Here is an 18,224-nt window from a genome sequence, read left to right as displayed (position 1 = left end):
CATAAATTATGTGCAAAGATTAAAAAATGTGCCGATGCTGCAATAAGCGGCGGCAGCGGCATGAAATCATCCCGCCTTCGACAATGTGAGGGACAAAATGACGGGAATTCCGCAGGTGCAGAATCGGCTGGCGGTCGACGTGCTGATCGCCGGCGGTGGGTTCGTTGGCTTGGCGCTGGCCTGCGCGCTGGCTGATACTGGCCTGTCGACGGCCGTCGTCGAGGCAGAGGACCCGGCAACGGCGCTCGATCCGTCCTTCGACGGTCGAGCATCGGCGATTGCCTTGACCTCGCAACGCCTGCTGGCCAAGCTTGGCGTGTGGGAGCTGCTTGTGGATACGGCGGCGCCGATGCTTGACATCCGCGTCTCCGACGGCGAGTCCCGGTTGTTCCTCCACTACGATCATCGCGACGTCGGCGACGAGCCATTCGGCTATATGCTGGAAAACCGGTTGCTGCGCCGGGCTCTGCTGGAGCGCGCCAGCGCGCACCCCTTGATCCGCCTGCTGGCGCCGATGCGGATCGCTGCGCTCGATCGCAATGAGGCGCGGATCGACGTGCGATTGATCGATGGCAGACGCGTTCGCGCATCGCTCGCCGTCGCCGCCGACGGGCGCGGATCACGCGTGCGCGACGAAGCCGGAATTCGCATCACCCGCTGGGCCTACCCTCAGACGGCGATCGTCACCACCGTCGAACACGAACGCTCGCACGCGTTCATCGCCCACGAACACTTTCTGCCCGCGGGGCCGTTCGCCATTCTCCCGCTTCGTCCCGAGACGCGTTCCTCGATCGTCTGGACCGAGCGCGCGGCGCTGTCGGCGGCGATCCTGCGCCGCGACGATGCCGGGTTCACGGCGGAGCTGCGTCGGCGGTTCGGGGATTTCCTCGGCGAGGTGCGTCCGGTGGGGCCGCGATTCAGCTACCCCTTATCGCTCCAATATGCCGCGCGAGCGACGGGGCAACGCCTCGCCCTGGTCGGCGATGCGCTTCACGCGATGCATCCGATCGCGGGGCAGGGGTTGAACATGGGCTTTCGCGACGTCGCCGCGCTCGCCGATGTTCTGGGCGAGGCGTCCGCTGCAGGCCATGACCTCGGGACGCAAGTTGTCCTCGCACGCTACGAGCGGTGGCGCCGCTTCGACAACACATTGATGCTGGCGGCCACCGATGGCCTCAACCGCTTGTTCTCGAACGACATCGCGCCAATTCGCTTGGCCCGGGATCTGGGGCTTGCCGTGGTCAACCGGGCTCCGCCGCTCAAGCGCCTGTTCATGCGCCATGCCATGGGTCTTGTCGGTGAGTTGCCGACGCGCATGCGCGCCTGAGGCGCGGGGATTACCACACGCCGGTCTTCCCCGCTTCGGTTTGCCTTTGGGGAGTCTACGGTGCTCCGGGGCAGATGATCCGGTGGCCAGCACGGGATGCGGGTGGCTTAACGCTCCCGACTGAGGCCTCGTGCCGAAAGATTATCGATGTAGGCCTGCCAGAGACTCTGCTCGTTCTCGCCCAGATGGTAGAGCCAGTCCCAGGTGTAGATGCCGGAGTCATGCGCGTCGTCGAAGCGGATGCGGATGGCATACGTGCCCACCGGCTCGACCGCGGTGATGCCGACGTTCCGCCGACCGGCCACGATCGTTTTTTGCGACGGGCGATGCCCCTGGACCTCGGCGGACGGGCTTTCGACGCGAAGCAGCTCGGCCGGCAGCCGAAACGAGCGACCGTCGTCGAAGTCCAGCTCGAGAACACGTTCATCCCGCTTCAGTCGAATCTCTACCGGCTGGTGCCGGCTGCCATACGTCTCGCTCATCGCGACTCACCTGATTGCTGCGAAAGATCGTCTTCGACCTCCGCATGCGGTGGGGGCTGCATGCTCGCGTCGTCATCGCCGTCACCGATGGCGCGGGCTTCGTCGACCAGCATGATCGGAATGCCGTCGCGGATCGGGTAGGCAAGACCGGCCGCCACGCTCACCAGTTCCTGCCGATCCGCGTCGTAGCGCAGCGGGTGCTTGGTCATCGGGCAGACGAGAATCTCGAGCAGCCTCGGGTCAATACGGCGATGGGCGGTGGGCACAGGCAAACTCCGTTAGGCGGGCGGATCAATGCCGGGTCGGGACGGGCGCCGTATCGTCCGCCAGCATCGACATCTCGAACAGGGAAATTAAAAGCTGGCAGCGGGCTTCGATGTCGTCGGATTCGAGCAGCGCCTGCTTTTCTCCCGGCTCGAACGGGCAGCTCATCGCCAAAGAGGTGACGAGCGCATGCGTCGAGGCGGACTCTGCAGCTTTCCAATCGCACGAGATACTTTTACGCTCGAGGAATGCATGGGCGGCGGCCAGCAAGCGCTCACGATCTCCGCCGTTGTCGGCGGCGGGCTCCAGATCGCGCTGGAAAGCGGAAAAATCGGGAACGACCCGGCGAAAGCCTCGGTGCAACGGCAGTTCCCGGGTGACGTGGAACCGGCATATCCCCTTCAGCGTCACCAGGAAGCGGCCATCGTCGGTTTCGGTAAACGAGATGATGCGCCCGGCGCAGCCGACATCGAAGATCTCCGCATGATCGGGAACCGGATGCGGTTGTGATCCGCGCGGCTGGATCATGCCGACGAGCCGCTCGTTTCCGAGCGCGACTTCGATCATGTTGCGATAGCGCGGCTCGAAGACGTGCAAGGGCAATTGCCCGTGCGGGAGCAGCAGCACGCCTTCGAGCGGAAAAATCGGAAGCGTCTGTGGTAACAGGCGCAACAGATCGTCTGACGTCACATCGGTCATGAGAAGAGAACAGACGAGAGGCGGCGGCGCGCCGAGACGGTGAAGGGATGGGCAAGGCCAATGGCGTCGAAGATCCGCAGAAGTTGCTTGCGGGCGGCTTCGTCGTTCCATGTGCGATCAACGCGCACAAGTTCCAAAAACTCGTCGATGGCCGCTTCGGTAAGTCCGCGGGCGAACAGCGCGGTCCCCAGATCGAACCGCAGTTGCCGGTCATCGGGAGCAGCCTCGACGCGCCGGCGCAAATCGGCGACATCGCCAGCCGACTGTCGGGAGGTTTCCACAAGCTCGATCGCGGCGATCGCCGAGACGATTTCGGGGTCCTTGAGAAGGTCGCTTGGAAGCCCTTTGACGACCGCACGGGCTGCCTTGGTATCGCCAAGGCCGAGACGGGCACGGACCATCCCGGCGAGTGCCTTCGGATGGCGCGGATCGCCCTTTAGCGCCTGGGCGAACCAGTCGACCGCCGCGGCATTGTCGCCCGCCGCAAGTGCGTCTTGCGCCGCTTGCAGCGCGTCGTCGGCGGGAGAATCCACGGACTGGGTCAACTGCTGGATGAAGGCCCGAACCTTGCTTTCCGGCTGCGCGCCGACGAACGCGTCCACCGGCCGACCGCCGACGAACGCGTAGACCGTCGGCACCGATTGAATGCGCAGCTGCGCCGCCAGATCCTGATTGCGGTCGATGTCGATCTTGACCAGACGAACCTTGCCGCCGGCCTGCTTGACCAGCTTTTCGATTAGCGGCGTGAGCGTCTTGCAGGGACCACACCACGGCGCCCAGAAATCCACGACCACGGGCACCGTCATCGACGCCTTGATTACGTCGTCGGTAAAGCTCCGGGTGTCGCCATCCTTGATGGCATCCGCCGGTGCGGCGGCGGAGGCCGCGGGCTTGGAAGGATCGATGATCATTTCGGCGTTCAATGCAGCGTGAGGTGCGGCCGATTTCACCGCTCGCCAATACATGGCAGCAACCGCAGCGGCGCTCAAGCCCCTTCGCTGCGCGCGAACGATTCCGCATCAACCTGCGCGGCGAAGAATGTTGGCGTTCGCTACAACCGGGGATGATCCCGCGTTGACAGCGAAGCGAACAGAGCTATAGTCCGCCGCCTACACTTCCGGGAACGCGGGCGTGCGTTTTGGCGCGCGCCACGCTCGCCGCCGATGATTTGATGGCGGCGAGACTACCGGGACAACAACATGAACGGTGGATACCGGCACCATGACCAAACGGATCGAAGCGAAATACAAGATTAATCGCCGTCTCGGCGTCAACCTGTGGGGACGGGCGAAAAGCCCGATCACCGCGAAGGAATATGGCCCAGGCCAGCACGGTCAGCGCCGCAAGAAGCCGACCGACTACGGCTTGCAGCTCATGGCGAAGCAGAAGCTCAAGGGCTATTACGGCAATATCAGCGAAAAGCAGTTCCACCGCTACTACGAGGAGGCGATCCGCCGCCGTGGCGATACGTCGGAAAATCTTATCGGCCTGCTCGAGCGGCGGCTCGACTCGGTGGTATACCGGCTGAAGTTCGCGATGACGCCCTTCGCCGCCCGCCAGTTCATCAACCACGGGCATATCAAGGTCAACGGCCGCCGGGTGACCATTCCGTCCTACTTGGTCAAGGAAGGCGATGTCGTCGAGGTGAAGGAAAAATCACGCGACCTCGCGATCGTTCTCGAGGCGATGCAGAGCCCCGAGCGCGACGTTCCGGACTACCTCGGCGTCGATACCGGCAAGCGGCAAGGGGCGTTTTTGCGCACGCCGAAGCTGGGCGACGTCCCCTATCCGGTGCAGATGGAGCCCAACCTCGTTATCGAATTCTACTCGCGCTAAGGCGCAGGCCTGCACCGGCTGCCGAGGGCTGCCGGTGCGTCGCCTCGCCTGCGCGGGTTAGCCTGCCCCGCGCGCCGGGCGGGTTGTCCGCGGAGGCAAGGCGGCTATTTCGCCGGGGGCGGTCCGTAGGCGCTAACCTCGTCGGAGCTCAGCGATCCGTTGTGATCGGCGTCTGCTTGGTCGAAATCGCGGGCGCGATAGGTGACGAACTCTTCCAAGGAGAGCACGCCGTCGCCGTTGCTGTCCGCTGCGGCGAAAGCCTTCGGGTCGACCACCTCGATCGCCTGCAATTCCTCGATTTCGAGTACGCCGTCCTTGTTGCGGTCATCAAGGAAGAAGACGTCGACCATACGCAACGCGTACTCGTTGCGATCGATCGAACCGTCGGCGTTGTGGTCGGTCATTTCGAACGACGAAGGGGGTTGCTGGGCGGATGCACCGGAATCCGGCGCGAGCAGCGCGAGACCGGCAGCGGCGAAAGACGAGATGAGCGCAAGACGGCAACGGACCATTTCAGCAGCCTCTTCGGTCCCGGAACGAACATCCCGGAAGCAACAGTTGGATTTTCGTCAGCTGGTGATTTTCCACGAGCCGTCCGGCTGGCGGCAGGCCGTCCCATAACTCTTTTGCGGCTGACCACCGATGGTTACGGTCTGCTGGTATTCACGGCAGTATTCGCCGGAGCTCGATTGATAGGTCTTGATCGGCGTGATCGCGCCGGAATGACCGCTGTCGGGATTTTGCCACGTCGTGGTGGTTCCGGACGGCTTGGTTTCCAGGGCCTGCTGCGTCGTTGCCGCGGCGGTGCGCTTGTCCTGATCGTCGAGGTAGTTTCCGGCAACCCCGCCAACAAGCCCACCCAGGAGTACTCCCGCGGCGATGCCGGTGGCGCCACCGCCTGCCGCAGCGCCGAGCAGACCGCCGCCAGCGGCGCCCAAGGCCGCGCCTATGCCGGTCTTGGGCCCAAAGTCAGAGCCGCCGCTCCCTTGCTGGCATGATGCCGTGGCCATCGCCGCTACGAGGACGAACGACAACGCGGCCCCTTTTCCCATGCTTATTCTCATCGTCGCTCCCGCCCTCGTCCACGCACGACATCATATCGCTGCCGCTTTGAGACACGAAAGCGTAGGCGATGTCGGCGTGCCGCTCAACCCCGATCCGCGTCCGAGCAGCGCCGCGAACGGGCGTTGCCCTTGGGTCTGGCCTGGGCCCTTGCCGCCGCCCGTCGCTCCCGTTCGCCGGGCTTTAGCTGGCGTAGCTCACGCCCTTTTGCTCCAGGACCTGCTGCAGTTCACCGGATTCGTACATTTCGCGGACGATGTCGCAGCCACCGACAAACTCGCCGCCGACGTACAGTTGCGGGATGGTCGGCCAGTTGGCGAACTGCTTGATGCCCTCGCGCAGGCTGGGATCGGTCAGAACGTCGATTCCCTTGAACTTGACGCCCATGTTGGTCAACGCCTGAACGACCGCGGCGGAAAACCCGCACTGCGGAAACATCGGTGAGCCCTTCATGAACAACACCACCGGGTTCTCGCTGATTTCCTGACGGATCCGGGCGAAGACCGGATTTTCGTTCGTGTCTGCCATGCTTGTGATCTCCTGCGATTAGCCAACGACCGGAGGTGTACCGGTGGTTAAAGAAAGCGCGTGCAGCGCCGTTCCCATACGGCCCTGCAATGCCTGGTAGACAATCTGGTGCTGCTGCACGCGAGACTTGCCGATGAAAGCCTCAGAGACGACGAGCGCCGCGTAATGATCGCCATCGCCGCGCAGATCGTCGATCGTAACCACGGCGTCAGGCAGCGATTCCTTGATCAGCCGTTCGATTTCGGCGGCGTCCATCGCCATCGTCAACTTTCTCCTTCGGTTTTGGTTAGCGCGCCATGTATGTGGGCAACCAGCTCTCGTTCAGCACCTGCAATTCACTGAGCGATATGGCGCCGCTGCCGCGAACGATCAACTGCGAGCCACCGATGTGGCCGATGACGCACGCCTCGACGTCGGCACCGTGCGCCGCATCGATGATCGTGCGGGTGGCCGCGGCGGGCACGGCGATCACGTAGCGTCCCTGATCCTCGCCAAACAGCCATGCAGGCAAGACGGTATCGGACGGCGGCTCGATGGTAATGCCGCGTCCTCCCGCCAGGGCCATCTCGGCAACGCAGACGAGCACGCCGCCATCCGAGACATCGTGACACGTCCTCACGCCGTGCGTTTCGATCAGCGACCGGACGAAATCGCCCGCCCGCCGCTCGGCGGCAAGGTCGACCGGGGGCGGCGCGCCATCCTCGCGTCCTTCGATCTCACGCAGGAAAAGGGATTGGCCCAGCCATCCCGGGCTCGCCATCCCGCCACCCAGGAGCAGCAGCGTATCCTCGCCCTCCTTCAGCGCGATCGTGGCAAAGCAGGCGATGTCGGTGAGCAGACCGACGCCGCCCACGGTCGGTGTCGGTGGAATGGCGATACCATTCGTCTCGTTGTAAAGGGAGACGTTGCCGGAAACGACGGGGAAATCGAGAGCGCGGCAAGCCTCGGCCATGCCCTCGATGCAGCCGGCGAACTGACCCATGATCTGCGGCTTTTCCGGATTGCCGAAGTTCAGGCAGTCGGTGATGGCCAGCGGTCGCGCGCCGACCGCGGTCAAGTTCCGCCAGGCCTCGGTCACCGCCTGCCGGCCGCCCTCGCGGGGATCGGCGAGACAATAGCGGGGCGTGCAGTCGGAGGTCGCCGCCACCGCCTTCGATGTGCCGAGAATGCGGATCACCGCCGCGTCGCCGCCCGGGCGCTGCACGGTCGAGGCCATGACCATATGATCGTACTGTTCCCAGATCCATCGCTTGCTGGCGAGATCGGGACAAGACAGCAACCGCTTCAACGCCGAGAGCGGATCGGAGGAAACGGGCAGCGCGCGCGCATCGATGACCGGAAGCGTGGGCGTCGGTCGATGCGGTCGGTCATACTCCGGCGCGGCGTCCACCAACGGCGCGATCGGCACGTCCACCACCGTCTCGCCGCGATAGCGCACGACCATGTGGCAGGTATCGGTGATCTTACCGACGACGGCGAAATCGAGTTCCCACTTCTCGAAGACCACGCGCGCCTTGTCCTCGGCGCCCGGGCGCAGCACCATCAGCATCCGTTCCTGGCTTTCCGAGAGCAGGAGTTCGTAAGCCGTCATCCCGCTTTCGCGCGCCGGGACCAGATCGAGGTTGAGCTCGACGCCGACGTTTCCTTTCGAGGCCATCTCGAACGAGGACGACGTCAGGCCGGCCGCGCCCATGTCCTGGATGGCGATGATCGCGTCGGTCGCCATGAGCTCGAGGCAGGCCTCGATCAGCAGCTTCTCGGTGAACGGATCGCCGATCTGAACCGTCGGGCGCTTCGCCTCTGTCTCGGCACTGAATTCGGCGGACGCCATCGTCGCTCCGTGAATCCCGTCCCGTCCGGTCTTCGAGCCAACGTAGACCAGCGGATTGCCGGGGCCGGCGGCGGCTGAATAGAAGATGCGGTCACGGCGGGCGAGACCGACGGTCATGGCGTTGACCAGGATGTTGCCGTCGTAACCCCGGTGGAAGGCGCACTCGCCGGCGACGGTCGGCACGCCGACGCAGTTGCCGTAGCCGCCGATGCCAGCAACGACACCCGATACCAGATGTTGCGTCTTCGCGTGCGCCGGATCGCCGAAGCGCAGGGAATTGAGGTTGGCGATCGGCCGCGCGCCCATGGTGAAGACGTCGCGCAGGATACCGCCCACGCCGGTCGCAGCGCCCTGGTAGGGCTCGATGTAAGATGGGTGGTTGTGGCTCTCCATCTTGAAGATGACGGCGTCGCCATCGCCGATGTCGACGACCCCGGCGTTCTCGCCCGGTCCGCAGACCACCCACGGAGCCTCGGTCGGCAAAAGGCGCAGCCAGCGTTTCGACGATTTATAGGAGCAGTGTTCGCTCCACATGACCGAAAAGACGCCGAGTTCGGTCATCGTCGGCTCACGGCCGAGTACCGCGAGAATGCGGGCGTACTCGTCCGGACTCAAGCCATGCTGGGCAACGATCGTGGGGCTGATCTCGGTCATCGCTCGATGATTTTATTGTGGAACGCGCCGCTCTGTTTAACAGAAGCCGGTCGCTTGGCAAGCACGCCGCGCCGAAGGTCGGCGGCGCTTAGACGGCGGCGCTTAGACGGCGGCGCTTAGACGGCGGCGCTTAGACGGCGGCGCTTAGACGGCGGCGAGCAGTCCTTCGAACAACGCCCGCCCGTCGGTCCCGCCGAGCAGCGGATCGGCCAGCCGCTCGGGATGCGGCATCATGCCGAGAACGTTGCCGCGCCGATTGACGATGCCGGCGATGTTGCCGAGCGACCCGTTGGGGTTCGCGCTCTCCGGCACCAGCCCCCGCTCGTCGCAGTAACGAAAGGCGATCCGGCCTTCGCCTTCGAGGCGGGCGATCGTTTCCTCGTCAGCGAAGTAGTTGCCCTCATTGTGGGCGATCGGCATGCGAACGACCTGGCCGCGCCGATAGCCGCGGGTAAACGGCGTGTTCTCGCTCTCGACGCGCAGGAGCGTGTCCCGGCAGATAAAGCGCAGGCCGGCGTTGCGCAGCAGCACCCCTGGCAGCAGACCCGCCTCCGTCAGCACCTGAAAGCCGTTGCAGATGCCGAGGACGGCAATGCCCTCCTCCGCCCGCTGTTTGACCGCGCGCATGACTGGCGAGTGCGCGGCGATGGCGCCGCAGCGCAGGTAATCGCCGTAGGAAAAGCCCCCGGGCACGACGATCAGGTCGAACGACGGCAATGTCGTCTCCCGATGCCAGACCATCGCCGGTATGCGGCCGGTCACCTGTTCGAGGGCAAGGGCGACGTCCCGATCGCAGTTCGAGCCGGGGAAAACGATGACAGCGGCGTTCATTCGCCAACGTCGATCGTATAGTTCTCGATTACCGTGTTTGCCAGCAGTTGCCGGCACATGGCATCCAGCGTCGCCTTTGCTGCCTCGGCGTCGGCGTCGGCGAGGTCAATCTCGATGTACTTGCCCTGGCGGACCTGTTCCACGCCGACGAAGCCCATCGCCGCCAGAGAGTGCTGCACGGCCTTGCCCTGGGGATCGAGCACACCGTCCTTATAGGTGACATGAACCTTCGCCTTCAGCATGGGCGTTCGCTCCGCCTGGGTCCTGCAAGCCTGCTAACGGCGCCACTCATTGCATGATCTCCGGCCCCTTCATGTCCGATGGCCCGCTCTCGGGAGCGATGCCGAGACGGCGTGCGACCTCCTGATAGGCGTCGGCCAACTGGCTGAAATCGCCGCGGTCGCTTTCGCGATCAAGCCGCTGATTGGTGCGAATGTCCCACAGGCGGCACGAGTCCGGACAAATCTCATCAGCAAGGACGATGCGCATCTGATCGTCGTCCCACAGCCGGCCGAATTCGACGGTCAGGTCCATCATCCGCATGCCGATGCCGAGAAAGAGGCCGCTGAGGAAGTCATTGATGCGCAGCGACAGCGACATCATCTCGTCGAGATCCTGCGGCGTCGCCCAGCCGAAGGCGGTGACGTGTTCCTCGGAGACCATCGGCCGGCTGAGTTCGTCGGACTTATAGTAGTATTCGACGATCGATCGCGGCAGGGCTGCGCCCTCGCTCATGCGAAAGAGTTCGGCGAACGAACCGGCGGCGAAATTGCGGACGACGACCTCGAGGGGGATCATTTCGACTTCCCGGACGAGTTGCTCGCGCATGTTCAACCGGCGCACGAAATGGGTAGGCACGCCGATTTCGCCGAGCCGTGTCATTAAATACTCGGAAATTCGGTTATTAAGAACGCCCTTGCCAGTAATAACGCCCTTGTTCGGGACGTTTGCCGCAAGGGAATCATCCTTGAAATACTGCACCAACGTTCCGGGTTCTGGCCCCTCGTAAAGAATTTTTGCCTTGCCTTCGAAGATCTGTCTGCGTCGGGCCATAGCCGCTTATCCTCGAATTTTTGTACCACTGCCGAAGCAGCAGGCGAGTGTGATATACCAACTGTCCGTGAGCAACACAATCTACCACTCCTTTCAGGTAAGTGGCACCGGAACGAAGGCGTCGTGCGCCGGCGGGCCGGCGGCAAACAGCCAGACCGCATGACGACCCTCTGTGCGCTGGCCGTCGCGTGCGCCGTCGCTTTCTGATCTTCGCGGCAGCGCCATCAGCGATGAGCAGACCGTACCAAAGCCAGTGTCGGTTATGACGGTCATCGCCCCGCCCGGCCCGGCGTCGGCATCCGTATCGCGGCATGCGAGAAGCGCTGTCCACGCGCGCCAGTTCCGGCGGTCCGGTTGCGGTGCCGGTGCTTTCTGGAGACATGGTAAATATCGGCGGATTCTTGGCGAGCGCAAGTCGTTGCGATCGTAGGCGGTGACCATTGACAGACCAACCGGGATCGCCTCGATCCTCAACCCGGCCCGGGTTCCAGCCTCGCTGCCGTCGGTCGCGCGCACAAAAAAGGCCTCTTCGGCATCGCAGATCACGAGATTGAACGGACGATAGCCGTAAGGATCAAGATCGCCGAGCGCATCCGCCGCCGCTCTGGCGCACGCGTGGCGGAGGACGCGTAGCGGCAACTCACCGCGGCTGCGGCGCCCGGCGAGCGGACCTAACGTATTGATACGGTTGAGAACTGCGGCGATGACACCATCGTCGTTCATGGCGACCCACGTTCCCCCACCCAGGACATCCAGTCCGCCGACCACACCGCTCTGTTCGGGCCAGTGTCGTCCGGGCGACGTCCACGGCCGGTCGGCCAATTCGTCGCGATTGGCGGCAAGGATCAGCGGCCATGGGTGATGCGGTCGGCGAAGCACCACGACGGTGCACATCAGAAGGCGCTCGGCGCGGCGGGGTTTCCGTTGCCCGCGCCAGTCACAGAACATACACTTGCCATCGGTAGCAACGACGCGCCCCACGGTTGCGCATCGAGGATCGAGATGACCGACATTTTTCGCGAGATCGAGCAAGGATATGAAGCCAAATATAAGCTCGACGAGGAGACGCGCTTCAAGGTGCACAGCCGGCGCAACAAATTGTTCGGTCTTTGGGCGGCTGGCCTGATGGGCCTGGACGACGGGAAGGCGGTGGAATACGCGCGCGGCCTTGCGCGTCTTGATCTTGATCCGTCGGCGGTGGCGGATATCGCGGATAAGGTGCACGCAGACTTGGCCGCGGCCGGTACCGGGATCGAGACGCGCGACATCGTCGCGGCGCTTGCGCGCGCGGACGAGGAGGCGCACCGGCAGATCGCCGCAGCGTACCCGATGCCTCTCGACAGTGACCACGTCCAGGTGGGCGGTTGACCGCGACCTTGCGGATTACGCATCGGCGAACACGCGGGTAAAGATCGCTTCGACGCCCCGCAGGTAGTCGTCGAGCGAGAACAGGGCCGCGAGCGACGATAACGAGATGCGCTCCGTAACCGTTGGATCGGCGGCGAGGAGGTCGTGGAAGCTGCGTTCCCCGCTCCACACCGCCATCGCATGGCGCTGCACCAGACGGTAGGCCGCCTCGCGGCTCAGTCCGGCCTGGGTCAGTGCCAACAGGACTTTTTGGGAAAACAGCAGGCCGCGAAGGCGGTCAAGGTTGGAACGCATCGACTCGGGATAAACGAGGAGACGCTCGATGACGTCGGCGAGGCGAGCCAGCGCGAAATCGAGGGTAATCGTCACATCGGGGCCGATGAACCGTTCGACTGACGAGTGCGAAATGTCCCGCTCGTGCCACAGGGCAACGTTCTCCAAAGCCGGGATCACCGCGGCGCGCACCATCCGTGCGAGGCCGGTGAGGTTTTCCGTCAGCACGGGGTTGCGCTTGTGCGGCATGGCTGACGAGCCTTTCTGGCCGGCGGAGAAATATTCTTCCGCTTCGCGAACCTCCGTGCGCTGGAGATGGCGGATTTCAATGGCGAGGCGTTCGATCGAGCTGGCGATCACCGCAAGGGCGGCGAAGAATGCCGCATGTCGGTCGCGGGGGATGACCTGGGTCGAGACCGGTTCGACGACGAGGCCCATCTTGTCGGCCACGTGCCGCTCGACCGCGGGATCGATCGTCGCAAACGTTCCCACCGCGCCGGATATCGCGCAGGTGGCGATTTCCCGCCGGGCAATGACCAGGCGCTCGCGGTTGCGCCGCCATTCGGCGTAAAAGCCCGCGAGCTTGAGGCCGAATGTCGTCGGCTCGGCGTGGATACCGTGGCTGCGGCCGATGCAGGGCGTAAGTTTGTGCTCGAACGCGCGCCGCTTCAGCGCCGCGAGAACGGCGTCAATATCAGCGAGCAGGATGTCGGAGGCGCGCGCGAGCTGTACGGCAAGGCAGGTATCAAGCACGTCGGACGACGTCATGCCCTGGTGAAGAAAGCGGGCCTCCTCGCCGACATGTTCGGCGACATTGGTGAGAAAGGCGATGACGTCGTGCTTGGTCTCGCGCTCGATCTCGTCGATGCGCGCGACCTCGAAGGCGCCACGATCGCGGATCGCCTTCGCGGCCTCGGCAGGAATGACGCCGAGGGCCGCCTGCGCATCGCAGGCATGCGCCTCGATGTCCAGCCAGATGCGGAAACGGCTCTCGTCGGTCCAGATGTCTGCCATCCCGCTTCGACTGTAACGTGGTATCATTGCTGTCCTGCCTCGCCTTGTCCCGGGTGCGAATGCCGCGCGGCGTTCGCCGGGCAAGCCTTTCGTTTCGATCTCTTGATAAGGTGGTGGCGAGCAACGAGCAAGGAGAGGCGATGCGAGACGACGGCGGCATAGCCGACGCGCGGGGCGCTCCGGAGGGGCCGGTATCAATTCCGTTGTTCGACGTCACGCCCGGCGTCGCCGAGGGAATGCCCGCGTCGGTAGCGCTGATGGACCTCGCCGGTGCACGCCTCGAATCCCTCATGGATCGGGGGCGCCGCCATTATGGCGAGGCCGCATTGGCGGCTGCCGACTGGCTGTCATCGAGATGGCTGGCACGGACGGGTAACCCTTATCGCGAGGAAATCGCCCTGGTTGCGGCGCGGCTCGGGCGATCCGGCGCGGTGATGCTCAACATGTCTTATGAGTGGAGCTGTACCGCCGGCGTCGCCTTTGAGCGAAGCACCGGCGGCATGCGTTTGCGGCGCACGCTCGACTGGCCGCTCGATGGTCTCGGACGCAACGTCATTGTCGCGCGCCAAGCCGGCACGGCGGGAGCGTATTACAGCGTTACATGGCCCGGTTACGTCGGTGTCTTGACCGGCATGGCGCCGGGTCGCTTTTCCGCCGCGATCAACCAGCCGCCGCTCCGCCGTGTGACCTCTGCGCGCCGTCTCGACTGGATCATCGCCCGCGCGGGCGTCTGGCGAAGCGCGAGCCTGCCGCCCCCCCATCTGCTACGGCAGGTGTTCGATGAATGCCGCACGTACGAGGAAGCGAAGCAGGCGCTGATTGAAACGCAACTGTGCACTGCAGCCTTCTTTTCCTTGGTGGGTCCTAAGCAGGGGTGTGTCATCGAGCGTCGCGAGGACGGCGCGTGCGTGCACGACGCCCCGGCAAGCATCAGCAATCACTGGATCGGCTTTCCGATCGCCGGTCACGACAAGGGCGACGACAGCGTCGGGCGCCGCGCGCGAATGGCGAGGGCACTGGCCGATCAGGAGCAGGGCCTTTCCTGGGTTGTGCCGCCAATTCTCAACTGGACGACCCGCCTTGCGGTCGTCGCCGACACGGCATCGGGCGAACTGATCGTTCAGGGCTGGGAAAAAGCGGCTGCGGCGACGACGATCTTCAAGCTCGGCCAGTTTTCTTAATCGTAAACGGCCCGTTGCCTAGTTCCAGCATCGTTGCGCCCGCGTGTTCGCGTTGCGAATGCAAAGCATGCAGCGGTCCGTTGCGCCATTCATTCGCAATTAAAAACCGATAAAAACTGTTAATCGCGATCGAAGCTGAGACATCGGCACGACGCTAACGGCCTATTCATAAGCGCTTTAATGCAAGCAACTATTATTATAAAATAGATATTTATTTCTGGCGATAATTTATTGTTGATTCGGGTGCATGCGTGCCTATTATTGTCCGCTATAAGAAAAGCGAGACACTTGCCGCACAAGCGGCACAAAAAAAGATGCTCGCAAATGGGAGGTGGCTAAATGACCGGCGGTTTGTGTCCGGACGCGACTGCTTTCGATAATGCGGACGGCTATGTGGGAGCCCTGGGTGGCCTGCAGCGGCGTGACTTCCTGAAGTTCTGCACGGGAGTGGCGGCGACGCTCGGACTCGCCCCGGCGCTCGGGGTCCGCATTGCCGAAGCCGCCACGGCACCGATGCGACCGCCGGTCATCTGGCTGTCAGCGCAGGAATGCACGGGTTGCACCGAGTCGCTGCTGCGCGCGCACCATCCGACGATCGAGACGCTGATCCTTGATATGATCTCGCTCGATTATCACGAAACGCTGTGCGCGGGTTCCGGTCACCAGGCCGAGGCGGTCAAGGCGCGCTCAATGCAAGAGAACGCCGGAAAGTATGTTCTCGTTGTCGACGGCTCGATCCCGACCCGAGACGGCGGGGTCTACTGCATGGTCGGTGGCCGGCCGATCCTCGACGTTGTCAAAGAGGCCGCCGAGGGTGCCGCTGCGATCATCGGCATCGGTTCGTGCGCTTCGTGGGGTGGCATCCCGTCGAGCGACCCCAATCCGACGCAGGCGAAAGCCGTGCAGGACGTCCTTCCCGGCAAGACGGTGATCAACATTCCCGGCTGCCCACCGAACGTCTATAATTTCCTGTCGACGGTTCTTTATCTCGTCACCTTCGGCAAGGCGCCCGATCTGGACGACAAGAACCGGCCGAAATTCGCCTATGGCCGCTTGATCCATGAGAACTGCGAGCGCCGACCGCATTTCGATGCCGGCCGCTTTGCCCATGCCTTCGGTGATCAGGGCCATCGCGAGGGCTGGTGTCTTTACAAGCTCGGCTGCAAGGGGCCCGAAACCTACGCCAACTGCCCGGCCATCCTGTTCGGTGACGTCGGCGCCGGGGCTTGGCCGGTCGGAACCGGCCATCCCTGCTTCGGGTGCACTGAGCAGGGCGTTGGTTTCACCAAGCCGATCCATTCGTTGGCGCAGGTTTTGACCGTTACGCCGCCAACAGCGTTTCCGCGCGTCGCCGAAGATAAAGGCCAGGGGGCGACGATCGCAGCGGCGGGACTGGCGAGCGCGGCGATCGGTGCCGGTTTGGGCGCTGGTGCCGTGCTCGCCTCCCGGTTGGGCAAGAAGCCCGTCCCCGATGAAAAGGCGTTCACCCGATCGAACTACGACGATCGGCCTGATGCCTCGGCTTGAGAAAGGCGCAGCGATGACGCTTGACCGCCGGGATTTCCTGCGCGCGCTCTCGATCGCGGGCGCCGGCACGGCCCTCGCTGCCTCCGAGGTCGCGCCGGCCGGGGCATTGCAACGCCCACCGAAACCGGTATCACCGGAAGCGATTGGCCTGCTTTATGACTCGACCCAGTGCGTCGGCTGCAAGGCGTGCGTGGCGAGTTGCAAGCGGGCGAACGACATGCCGCCCGATATCACCGCCGATCAGCGTGCGTGGAACGAAGGCACCTGGGACACGGCCAAGGGCCTCTCGGGAAATACCTTGAATGTGATCAAGGTCTACCGCGATGGCTCGATGGAGCAGAAGGACCGGGAAACGGACGGGTTCGCGTTCATCAAGCGGCAGTGCCTGCACTGTGTCGATCCGTCGTGCGTCTCCTGCTGCCCGGTTTCGGCGATGACCAAGGACCCCGAAACCGGGATCGTCAGCCACGATCCGGATCGCTGCATCGGCTGTCGCTACTGCGTGTTCGCCTGCCCGTTTCAGGTGCCCGTCTATCAATACGACCGGGCGTTCGGCAAAATACAAAAGTGCCAGCTATGTAAGCATCGCCTGGCCGAGGGCGAAATCCCGGCGTGCGCCGAATCCTGCCCGACGGGCGCGACCCTGTTCGGGCGCATCACCGATCTTCGCGCTGAGGCGCATCGGCGCCTCGAACTGCAACCGGGCGATACCTATGCCTATCCGTCCGGCGAACTGGGCGGCGATCGTGGGGACGCGTACGCCCCGACGGAGAAGACCGTTCGCGTCAGCTACCTTCCGGAAGTGTACGGCGAACATGTTCTCGGTGGCACGCAGGCGCTCTATCTCGCCGCCGTGCCCTTCGAAAAGCTGGGCCTGCCTCACGGCAACGTGCCGGATTACGCCTACGCCGCGCAGACGGAAGGCGTTCAACACCTGCTCTACAAGGGGATGATCGCTCCGGGAGCCGTACTCGCCGGGCTGGTGCTGTTGGCTCGGCGCAATTTCGGCAAGCACCATCACGAGGCGGAAGAAGACTGAGGCGAAACGTCGGCAGGCCCGAAACGCGAGCGCCGGCTGGAGAGTTAAAGCACGATGAGCACCCACGAGCACGCACCGATCGGCGGCCGCCTGTTCACCCGCTGGTTCCTGTTTCTTCTCGCGATCGTACTGATCGCCGGTGTGGTGCTTGGCGAGCGGTTCATTTTCGGGCTCGGCGCCGCGACCAACCTCAATGATGGCTACCCGTGGGGCATCTGGATCGCCATCGATTTGATTATCGGTACCGCGCTGGGCTGCGGCGGGTTCGTCACCGCCTTTCTCGTCTACATCCTGAACAAGGGCGTCTACCATCCCCTCGCCCGCGCCGGTCTGATGACCAGCCTGTTCGGCTATAGCCTCGGTGGTCTCGCCGTCATGTTCGACCTCGGCCGCTGGTGGCAGGGCTACAACATCATGCTGCCATGGCTGATCAACCCCAACTCGGTGCTGGTCGAAACCGCGCTGTGCATCTTCGCCTACACGATGGTGCTGATGGTGGAGTTCGCGCCCACGGTGCTCGAGCGTTTCAGGATGACCCGGTCACGCAAGACGCTGCATCGTGTCCTCTTCTTCTTCACCGGCCTCGGCTGCCTGTTGCCGATGATGCACCAGTCGTCGATGGGCACGGCGATCGTTCTGCTTGGCTACAAGCTCTCGCCGCTGTGGCAATCGCAGATGTTGACGGTATTTTTCCTGCTCACCGCCGTTTCCATCGGCTTTGCCGTCGTCGTCTTCGAATCTGCCCTGTCGTCCGTCGTCTTCGACCGGCCGTTTGAAACCCGCATCCTTGCCGGGCTCTGCGGCGTCATGGCCTGGGTCGCGGTGATCTTCCTTGCCCTGCGCGGGATCGACCTTGTTCGTCTCGGTGCCATCGGCCTTGCCTTCGACGCCACCACGCCGGCCGCCTCGTTCTGGGTTGAAACGGGGCTCGGCGTTGCCGCGGTCGCGCTGTTGATGCCGGTGCGCAACCGCTCGAACCCGCGGACCATCTTTCTCGGCGCCACCGCCCTGCTGCTGCACGGTGCGCTCTATCGCCTGAACTGCTACCTGATCGGCTACGACCCCGGCTACGGCTGGCACTATTTTCCTTCGGCGGGCGAGATCCTCGTCACCCTCGGTGTCTTCTCGTTGCACGTGCTGCTCTATCTCGCCCTCGTCCGCCACCTTCCGGTTCTGCATGCCGTCGAAAGGTCCACGGACGCCGGACGCTCGACCGGCAGCCCGGGCCGTCTCGCCATCGACCAATCACGATAAG

21 protein-coding genes are annotated in these 18,224 nt (G+C 63.9%); 7 read left to right on the top strand and 14 right to left on the bottom strand.

Annotation, left to right across the window (positions count from 1 at the left end):
* Positions 1-97: 97 nt before the first annotated feature.
* Positions 98-1,327, top strand: a complete 1,230-nt coding sequence (locus tag IPK66_00935; protein ID MBK8173901.1) for a UbiH/UbiF/VisC/COQ6 family ubiquinone biosynthesis hydroxylase — start codon at positions 98-100, stop codon at positions 1,325-1,327.
* Between the two features lie 107 nt (positions 1,328-1,434).
* Here the strand turns inward: IPK66_00935 and IPK66_00930 are convergent, their stop codons facing one another.
* From IPK66_00930 to trxA, 4 genes are read right to left on the bottom strand one after another with little or no spacing between them, the layout of a single operon-like run.
* Positions 1,435-1,809 carry a DUF971 domain-containing protein gene (locus tag IPK66_00930; protein MBK8173900.1) on the bottom strand — a complete coding sequence of 125 codons (375 nt, stop codon included), beginning with the start codon at positions 1,807-1,809 and terminating at the stop codon, positions 1,435-1,437.
* Complete coding sequence (locus IPK66_00925) at positions 1,806-2,081, bottom strand: Trm112 family protein (GenBank protein MBK8173899.1); 276 nt, start codon at positions 2,079-2,081, stop codon at positions 1,806-1,808. The genes IPK66_00930 and IPK66_00925 overlap by 4 nt, the downstream gene beginning before the upstream one ends.
* A 19-nt stretch (positions 2,082-2,100) precedes the next feature.
* A complete protein-coding gene (locus IPK66_00920) occupies positions 2,101-2,772 on the bottom strand; it encodes an LON peptidase substrate-binding domain-containing protein (protein MBK8173898.1) in 672 nt (223 codons plus the stop codon).
* A complete protein-coding gene (gene trxA, locus IPK66_00915; protein ID MBK8173897.1) occupies positions 2,769-3,683 on the bottom strand; it encodes a thioredoxin in 915 nt (304 codons plus the stop codon). Before trxA ends, IPK66_00920 begins: the two co-directional genes overlap by 4 nt.
* A gap of 310 nt (positions 3,684-3,993) precedes the next feature.
* Between trxA and rpsD the strand changes: the two genes are divergently transcribed.
* Positions 3,994-4,608: a 30S ribosomal protein S4 gene (rpsD, locus tag IPK66_00910; GenBank protein ID MBK8173896.1), complete on the top strand. Its 615-nt coding sequence runs from the start codon at positions 3,994-3,996 to the stop codon at positions 4,606-4,608.
* A 104-nt stretch (positions 4,609-4,712) separates the two neighbouring features.
* Here the strand turns inward: rpsD and IPK66_00905 are convergent, their stop codons facing one another.
* The 9 genes from IPK66_00905 to IPK66_00865 form a co-directional block, all read right to left on the bottom strand.
* The gene (locus tag IPK66_00905) at positions 4,713-5,120 is read right to left on the bottom strand and encodes an EF-hand domain-containing protein (GenBank protein ID MBK8173895.1); all 408 of its coding nucleotides are present in this window, start codon (positions 5,118-5,120) and stop codon (positions 4,713-4,715) included.
* Positions 5,121-5,177: 57 nt separating this feature from the next.
* Positions 5,178-5,660: a hypothetical protein gene (locus IPK66_00900; GenBank protein MBK8173894.1), complete on the bottom strand. Its 483-nt coding sequence runs from the start codon at positions 5,658-5,660 to the stop codon at positions 5,178-5,180.
* A 193-nt stretch (positions 5,661-5,853) separates the two neighbouring features.
* The gene (gene grxD, locus IPK66_00895; protein ID MBK8173893.1) at positions 5,854-6,198 is read right to left on the bottom strand and encodes a Grx4 family monothiol glutaredoxin; all 345 of its coding nucleotides are present in this window, start codon (positions 6,196-6,198) and stop codon (positions 5,854-5,856) included.
* 18 nt (positions 6,199-6,216) lie between these two features.
* A complete protein-coding gene (locus IPK66_00890) occupies positions 6,217-6,459 on the bottom strand; it encodes a BolA family transcriptional regulator (GenBank protein MBK8173892.1) in 243 nt (80 codons plus the stop codon).
* A 25-nt stretch (positions 6,460-6,484) separates the two neighbouring features.
* The gene (gene purL / locus IPK66_00885; GenBank protein MBK8173891.1) at positions 6,485-8,683 is read right to left on the bottom strand and encodes a phosphoribosylformylglycinamidine synthase subunit PurL; all 2,199 of its coding nucleotides are present in this window, start codon (positions 8,681-8,683) and stop codon (positions 6,485-6,487) included.
* Positions 8,684-8,827: 144 nt separating this feature from the next.
* A complete protein-coding gene (gene purQ / locus IPK66_00880) occupies positions 8,828-9,514 on the bottom strand; it encodes a phosphoribosylformylglycinamidine synthase subunit PurQ (protein MBK8173890.1) in 687 nt (228 codons plus the stop codon).
* Complete coding sequence (gene purS / locus IPK66_00875; protein ID MBK8173889.1) at positions 9,511-9,753, bottom strand: phosphoribosylformylglycinamidine synthase subunit PurS; 243 nt, start codon at positions 9,751-9,753, stop codon at positions 9,511-9,513. Before purS ends, purQ begins: the two co-directional genes overlap by 4 nt.
* 49 nt (positions 9,754-9,802) lie before the next feature.
* On the bottom strand, positions 9,803-10,567 hold the full coding sequence (locus IPK66_00870) for a phosphoribosylaminoimidazolesuccinocarboxamide synthase (GenBank protein MBK8173888.1): 765 nt from the start codon (positions 10,565-10,567) through the stop codon (positions 9,803-9,805).
* A 93-nt stretch (positions 10,568-10,660) separates the two neighbouring features.
* Entirely contained in the window at positions 10,661-11,461 is an 801-nt protein-coding gene (locus IPK66_00865; protein MBK8173887.1) for an NRDE family protein, read from the bottom strand.
* Between the two features lie 108 nt (positions 11,462-11,569).
* Between IPK66_00865 and IPK66_00860 the strand changes: the two genes are divergently transcribed.
* Positions 11,570-11,935 carry a DUF1476 domain-containing protein gene (locus tag IPK66_00860; protein MBK8173886.1) on the top strand — a complete coding sequence of 122 codons (366 nt, stop codon included), beginning with the start codon at positions 11,570-11,572 and terminating at the stop codon, positions 11,933-11,935.
* A gap of 15 nt (positions 11,936-11,950) precedes the next feature.
* Here IPK66_00860 and IPK66_00855 read toward each other — a convergent pair whose 3' ends face one another.
* Positions 11,951-13,249, bottom strand: a complete 1,299-nt coding sequence (locus tag IPK66_00855) for an adenylosuccinate lyase (protein ID MBK8173885.1) — start codon at positions 13,247-13,249, stop codon at positions 11,951-11,953.
* Between the two features lie 113 nt (positions 13,250-13,362).
* On the opposite strand from IPK66_00855, the gene IPK66_00850 reads away from it, so the two are divergent.
* The 4 genes from IPK66_00850 to hybB all read left to right on the top strand — a co-directional run bounded on the left by IPK66_00850 (position 13,363) and on the right by hybB (position 18,223).
* The gene (locus IPK66_00850) at positions 13,363-14,403 is read left to right on the top strand and encodes a hypothetical protein (GenBank protein MBK8173884.1); all 1,041 of its coding nucleotides are present in this window, start codon (positions 13,363-13,365) and stop codon (positions 14,401-14,403) included.
* A gap of 339 nt (positions 14,404-14,742) precedes the next feature.
* Entirely contained in the window at positions 14,743-15,930 is a 1,188-nt protein-coding gene (locus IPK66_00845) for a hydrogenase small subunit (protein MBK8173883.1), read from the top strand.
* A gap of 13 nt (positions 15,931-15,943) precedes the next feature.
* On the top strand, positions 15,944-16,969 hold the full coding sequence (gene hybA / locus IPK66_00840) for a hydrogenase 2 operon protein HybA (GenBank protein ID MBK8173882.1): 1,026 nt from the start codon (positions 15,944-15,946) through the stop codon (positions 16,967-16,969).
* 54 nt (positions 16,970-17,023) lie between these two features.
* A complete protein-coding gene (gene hybB, locus IPK66_00835; protein ID MBK8173881.1) occupies positions 17,024-18,223 on the top strand; it encodes a Ni/Fe-hydrogenase cytochrome b subunit in 1,200 nt (399 codons plus the stop codon).
* Position 18,224 lies beyond the last annotated feature (1 nt).

The organism is Rhodospirillales bacterium, assembly GCA_016712595.1.
In the GTDB taxonomy this organism is placed as follows: Bacteria; Pseudomonadota; Alphaproteobacteria; order Rhodospirillales; family Defluviicoccaceae; genus Defluviicoccus.
Note: the sequence above shows the minus strand (reverse complement) of the source record. Positions and strands in the feature narration are given on the sequence as shown.

Coding starts and splice junctions, on each gene's coding strand:
- IPK66_00855 (MBK8173885.1), bottom strand. CDS start 13,249: ATGATACCACGTTACAGTCGAAGCGGGATGGCAGACATCTGGACCGAC.
- IPK66_00900 (MBK8173894.1), bottom strand. CDS start 5,660: ATGGGAAAAGGGGCCGCGTTGTCGTTCGTCCTCGTAGCGGCGATGGCC.
- IPK66_00845 (MBK8173883.1), top strand. CDS start 14,743: ATGACCGGCGGTTTGTGTCCGGACGCGACTGCTTTCGATAATGCGGAC.
- IPK66_00905 (MBK8173895.1), bottom strand. CDS start 5,120: ATGGTCCGTTGCCGTCTTGCGCTCATCTCGTCTTTCGCCGCTGCCGGT.
- IPK66_00850 (MBK8173884.1), top strand. CDS start 13,363: ATGCGAGACGACGGCGGCATAGCCGACGCGCGGGGCGCTCCGGAGGGG.
- IPK66_00920 (MBK8173898.1), bottom strand. CDS start 2,772: ATGACCGATGTGACGTCAGACGATCTGTTGCGCCTGTTACCACAGACG.
- purQ (MBK8173890.1), bottom strand. CDS start 9,514: ATGAACGCCGCTGTCATCGTTTTCCCCGGCTCGAACTGCGATCGGGAC.
- rpsD (MBK8173896.1), top strand. CDS start 3,994: ATGACCAAACGGATCGAAGCGAAATACAAGATTAATCGCCGTCTCGGC.
- grxD (MBK8173893.1), bottom strand. CDS start 6,198: ATGGCAGACACGAACGAAAATCCGGTCTTCGCCCGGATCCGTCAGGAA.
- trxA (MBK8173897.1), bottom strand. CDS start 3,683: ATGATCATCGATCCTTCCAAGCCCGCGGCCTCCGCCGCCGCACCGGCG.
- IPK66_00870 (MBK8173888.1), bottom strand. CDS start 10,567: ATGGCCCGACGCAGACAGATCTTCGAAGGCAAGGCAAAAATTCTTTAC.
- IPK66_00890 (MBK8173892.1), bottom strand. CDS start 6,459: ATGGCGATGGACGCCGCCGAAATCGAACGGCTGATCAAGGAATCGCTG.
- hybB (MBK8173881.1), top strand. CDS start 17,024: ATGAGCACCCACGAGCACGCACCGATCGGCGGCCGCCTGTTCACCCGC.
- IPK66_00860 (MBK8173886.1), top strand. CDS start 11,570: ATGACCGACATTTTTCGCGAGATCGAGCAAGGATATGAAGCCAAATAT.
- IPK66_00930 (MBK8173900.1), bottom strand. CDS start 1,809: ATGAGCGAGACGTATGGCAGCCGGCACCAGCCGGTAGAGATTCGACTG.
- IPK66_00865 (MBK8173887.1), bottom strand. CDS start 11,461: ATGTGCACCGTCGTGGTGCTTCGCCGACCGCATCACCCATGGCCGCTG.
- hybA (MBK8173882.1), top strand. CDS start 15,944: ATGACGCTTGACCGCCGGGATTTCCTGCGCGCGCTCTCGATCGCGGGC.
- purL (MBK8173891.1), bottom strand. CDS start 8,683: ATGACCGAGATCAGCCCCACGATCGTTGCCCAGCATGGCTTGAGTCCG.
- IPK66_00935 (MBK8173901.1), top strand. CDS start 98: ATGACGGGAATTCCGCAGGTGCAGAATCGGCTGGCGGTCGACGTGCTG.